Source organism: Sphingomonas sp. (genome assembly GCF_036677245.1).
Lineage (GTDB): Bacteria > Pseudomonadota > Alphaproteobacteria > Sphingomonadales > Sphingomonadaceae > Allosphingosinicella.
Genome location: NZ_JAKFCG010000028.1, coordinates 1 through 4,174, shown reverse-complemented (window position 1 = coordinate 4,174; position 4,174 = coordinate 1). Strand labels below are relative to the sequence as shown.

Sequence of the window (4,174 nt, the reverse complement as noted above, 5' to 3'; positions counted from 1 at the left end):
GATCTAGCTAAGCGCGCCCGCAATCACCCGCCGATAGATCTTCTGCAGCATCCTCAGATCCTCGAGCGCGACCGCTTCGTCGAGCTTGTGCATCGTCGCATTGACCAGGCCGAACTCGGCCACTGGGCACAGCTTCGAGAGGAAGCGCGCATCGGAGGTTCCGCCGCCGGTCGAGAGGACCGGGTTGAGGCCGGTCTCGGCGGCGATCGCCTCGACCAGGATCTGGCTGAGCGGGCCCGGCGGGCTGAGGAATGCCTCGCCCGATATGATCGCCGTCAGTGTGGCGCCCGGCGCGGCGCCGGCGACGAGGCTCCGAATGCGCTCGACCAGTTCCTCGCCCTTATGGGCATCGTTGAAGCGGATGTTGAGCCGCAGCCGAACGTTGCCGGGGATGATGTTGTGCGCCGGATTGTCGGTCTCGACGGCGGTCACTTCGAGGTTCGAAGGCTGGAACCATTCATTGCCGTCGTCCCAGGCGATGCCGTTGAGCGCGCTCAGCACGTCGCCCAGCCTGCGCAGCGGATTGTCGGCGAGGTGGGGATAAGCGACATGCCCCTGGATCCCCGGGATCTCGACCCACATGTTGACCGAGCCGCGCCGGCCGATCTTGATCGTGTCGCCGAGCCGAGCCTCGGAGGTCGGCTCTCCGACGAGGATCATGTCGGGCTTTATGTTCCGCTCGGCCATCCAGTCGATCAGCGCGACCGTGCCGTGGGTCGCCGGGCCTTCCTCGTCGCCGGTGATGATCAGGCTGAGCGTTCCGGCTTGCGGATCGGTGTCGGCGCAGGCGGCGACGAACGCCGCGATCGCGCCCTTCATGTCGACCGCGCCGCGCCCGTAGAGCAGATCGCCGCGGATTTCGGGGACGAACGGATCGCTCGTCCAGCCCGGCCCGGCCGGGACCACGTCGATATGGCCCGCGAACGCGAAATGCGGTGCGCCGCTGCCCCGCGTCGCGAACAGATTCTCGACCGGCCCATCGGGCGCCGCGCCGGCGCTGAAGCGATGGACGGCGAAGCCGATGCCGGTCAGCGCCGCTTCGAGCAGGTCGAGGCTGCCGGCCTCGTGCGGGGTGACGCTCGGGCAGGCGATCAGGCGGGAAGTGAGGTCGACCGGGTCGATTGCGCTTGTCATATCGCCTCGCGTAGCAAGGCGGCGAGCGGTTGCACAGTGGAGACGCCGATATGCCCAAGATCGATCTCGACGCGGTCGAATTGACCAACAACACCATCTATCCGCCGCCGTTCGCAGCGACCCTGGCGAAGCGTTACGTCCGGCGCCTGGGCGCGGTCGCCGGCCTCAGCGATTTCGGCGTGACGCAGGTCGTGCTCCAGCCGGGCGGCATCTCCAGCCAGCGCCATTGGCATGAGGAGGAGGACGAGTTCGTCGTCATCCTCGAGGGTGAGGCGGTGCTGATCGAGGAGGGCGGCGAGACCGTGCTGCGCGCGGGCGAATGCGCCTCGTTCCCGAAGAAGGTCGCCAACGGCCATCATTTCGTCAATCGCAGCGACCGTGACTGCATCTTCATCGCCGTCGGCCGGGCTCTCGGCAGCGAATGCCATTATCCCGATATCGACATGCGCTTCGATCCTGCGAGCCGCAGCTTCACCCGCAAGGACGGGACGCCTTATGGGGCCTGACCCCAGCTAGCCCGCGGGCGCTTCGTAGCGCTCGACCACCCACGGCTCTTCCTGCGCCGCCTCGATCCATTCGCGCATCCAGGGATGGTGGAGGATCGCCTCGGCATAAGCGGCGGCGAAGCGCGGCAGCGGCACCGAATAAGTCACGAACCGAGTCACCACCGGCGCGAACATGATGTCGACCGCGCCGAAATCGCCGAACAGATAGGGGCCGCCGCTGCCGTGGCGGGCGCGCGCTTCGGCCCACAATTCGAGGATGCGGATGATCTCGGCGCGCACGTCGTCGGGGACGTCCGCCTGCGGGAATTGCTTGCGGACGTTCATCGAATAGACGCGGCGCAGCTCGGGATAGGCGGAGTGCATCTCCGCCGCCATCGAGCGCGCCATGCCGCGCGCCGCATCGTCGCGCGGCCAGTAGCGCGCGCGGTCGGTCTTGTCCGCGAGCCATTCGATGATCGCGAGCGAATCCCAGATCACGGTCTGGTCGTCCCACAGGATCGGCACCTTGCCGCCCGAGGGCGCGAATTCATCGCCGGCGGTCTTCTTGTCCCATTCCTCGTTGAACAACGGGACGACGATCTCCTCGAACGGCAGGCCCGATTGCTTGACCGCGAGCCAGCCGCGCAGCGACCATGAAGAATAGGCTTTGTTGCCGATGATGAGCTTGAGCATGAGGTCTGCTAACCGATCGCTTCGAGAACCGCACGCCTTAACCGATCGATGCCGAGACCGGTCTCGCTCGACGTCGCGATGATCTCGGGATGCGCGGCGGGGTGCTTGCGCGCTTCCTCGGCGGTGAGCCGCTCGATCTCGGCGAGTTCGGTCGGCTTGATCTTGTCGCTCTTGGTCAGGACGAGGCGGTAGCTCACCGCCGCTTCGTCGAGCATCTTGAGCATGTCGCGATCGACATCCTTGAGGCCGTGCCGGCTGTCGACGAGCACGAGCGCGCGCTTGAGCGCCTGCCGTCCGCGCAGATAGTCGTTGACGAGGTGGCGCCATTTGCGGGCGATGTCCTTGGGCGCCTTGGCGAAGCCGTAGCCGGGCATGTCGACCAGCCGGAAGATCGGCGGCGCGCCGACGTCGAAGAAGTTGAGCTCCTGCGTGCGGCCGGGCGTATTCGAGGTGCGGGCGAGGCCGTTGCGGTTGGTCAACGCGTTGAGCAAAGAGGATTTGCCGACGTTCGAGCGGCCGGCGAACGCAACCTCGCCGACGTCTGCGGTCGGCAGGAACTGCAGGCTCGGCGCCGACTTGAGGAAGGCGATCGGCCCCGAAAACAATTTGCGGGCCTTTTCTGCGAGCTCGGGAGAGTCGCGCTCGGCTTCGGGATTCGTTTCGTCCGGCGCCGGCTGCTGGTCGCGCTCGTCGGTCATTGGCTCTCCGCGGCCTCTCTCATCCCCGGATGCCGGCTGTAGAGCCATTTCTGCTGCGCGATGGTGAGGATGTTGCTGGTCGCCCAATAGAGCTGCAAGCCGGCGGCGAACGGCGCCATCACCACGGTCAGCACCCACGGCATCAGCGCGAACATCTGCTTTTGCACCGGGTCGGTCGGCTGCGGGTTCAATTTGAACTGCAGCCACATCGTCACGCCGACGAGGATCGGCAGCACGCCGATCGCGATGAACGAGGGCGGCGTGAACGGCAGGAAGCCGAACAGGTTGACCGGCGTCAGCGGGTCGGGCGCGGAGAGATCCTTGATCCACAGCACGAACGGCTGGTGGCGCATCTCGATCGACAGCATCAGCACCTTGTAGAGCGCGTAGAAGATCGGGATCTGGATCAGGATCGGCAGGCAGCCCGCCAGCGGATTGACCTTCTCTTCCTGATAGAGCTTGAGCATCTCCTGCTGCATCCGCGGCTTGTCGTCCTTGTAGCGATCCTGGATCACCTTCATCTTCGGCTGGACGACGCGCATCGCGGCCATCGATGCGAACTGCTTCTGCGCGATCGGGAACATCAGGGCACGCACGATCAGGGTCAGGCCCATGATCGCCAGCCCGAAATTGCCGATCATCCGGAACAGCCAGTCGAGCAGGTAGAAGATCGGCTTCTCGAACCAGTAGAACCAGCCCCAGTCGATCGCCTTGTCGAAGCGCGCGATGCCAAGCTCGCTGCGATAGCGGTCGAGCAGCGCGACTTCCTTGGCGCCCGCGAACAGCCGCGACTGGTAGGTCGCCGCCTTGCCCGGCGCGAGGATCGTCGGCGAAGGGGTGAAATCGGCCTGATAGCGGTTGCCCGTGCCGCGGAAACCGGCTTCGACCGCGCCGCGGGAGTCCGGCACGATCGCGGTCAGCCAATATTTGTCGCCGAAGCCGAGCCAGCCTCCCGTCGTGTTGAACCGGCGCGGGCCTTCCTCGATCAGCGAGTCGAAATCGACGCCATATTCGGCGGCGTCGCCGAATACGCCGATCGGGCCGACGTGCATCGTCCAGGCGTCAGGGTCCTTCGACACGCCGACGCGGCTGACCAGCGCGAAGGGCCGCACCGCGATCGCGCCGGCGCCGGCATTGGCGACGCTCTGCTGGACGGTGAACAGA

At 66.1% G+C, this 4,174-nt stretch carries 5 protein-coding genes; 1 reads left to right on the top strand and 4 read right to left on the bottom strand.

Going from position 1 to position 4,174, the window contains the following annotated elements; all coding sequences use genetic code 11:
- Nucleotides 1–3: 3 nt before the first annotated feature.
- Nucleotides 4–1,134: a succinyl-diaminopimelate desuccinylase gene (gene dapE / locus V6M48_RS02765; protein ID WP_332810998.1), complete on the bottom strand. Its 1,131-nt coding sequence runs from the start codon at nucleotides 1,132–1,134 to the stop codon at nucleotides 4–6.
- Between the two features lie 50 nt (nucleotides 1,135–1,184).
- Here dapE and V6M48_RS02760 point away from each other — a divergent pair, with 50 nt between their 5' ends.
- Nucleotides 1,185–1,640, top strand: coding sequence for a cupin domain-containing protein (locus V6M48_RS02760; RefSeq protein WP_332810997.1), 456 nt, complete (start codon nucleotides 1,185–1,187; stop codon nucleotides 1,638–1,640).
- Between the two features lie 6 nt (nucleotides 1,641–1,646).
- Here the strand turns inward: V6M48_RS02760 and V6M48_RS02755 are convergent, their stop codons facing one another.
- The 3 genes from V6M48_RS02755 to yidC all read right to left on the bottom strand — a co-directional run.
- Entirely contained in the window at nucleotides 1,647–2,312 is a 666-nt protein-coding gene (locus V6M48_RS02755; RefSeq protein ID WP_332810996.1) for a glutathione S-transferase family protein, read from the bottom strand.
- A gap of 8 nt (nucleotides 2,313–2,320) precedes the next feature.
- The gene (gene yihA / locus V6M48_RS02750) at nucleotides 2,321–3,010 is read right to left on the bottom strand and encodes a ribosome biogenesis GTP-binding protein YihA/YsxC (protein ID WP_332810995.1); all 690 of its coding nucleotides are present in this window, start codon (nucleotides 3,008–3,010) and stop codon (nucleotides 2,321–2,323) included.
- On the bottom strand, nucleotides 3,007–4,174 hold a 1,168-nt coding region (yidC, locus tag V6M48_RS02745), incomplete at its 5' end, for a membrane protein insertase YidC (protein WP_332810994.1). The genes yihA and yidC, both read right to left, overlap by 4 nt.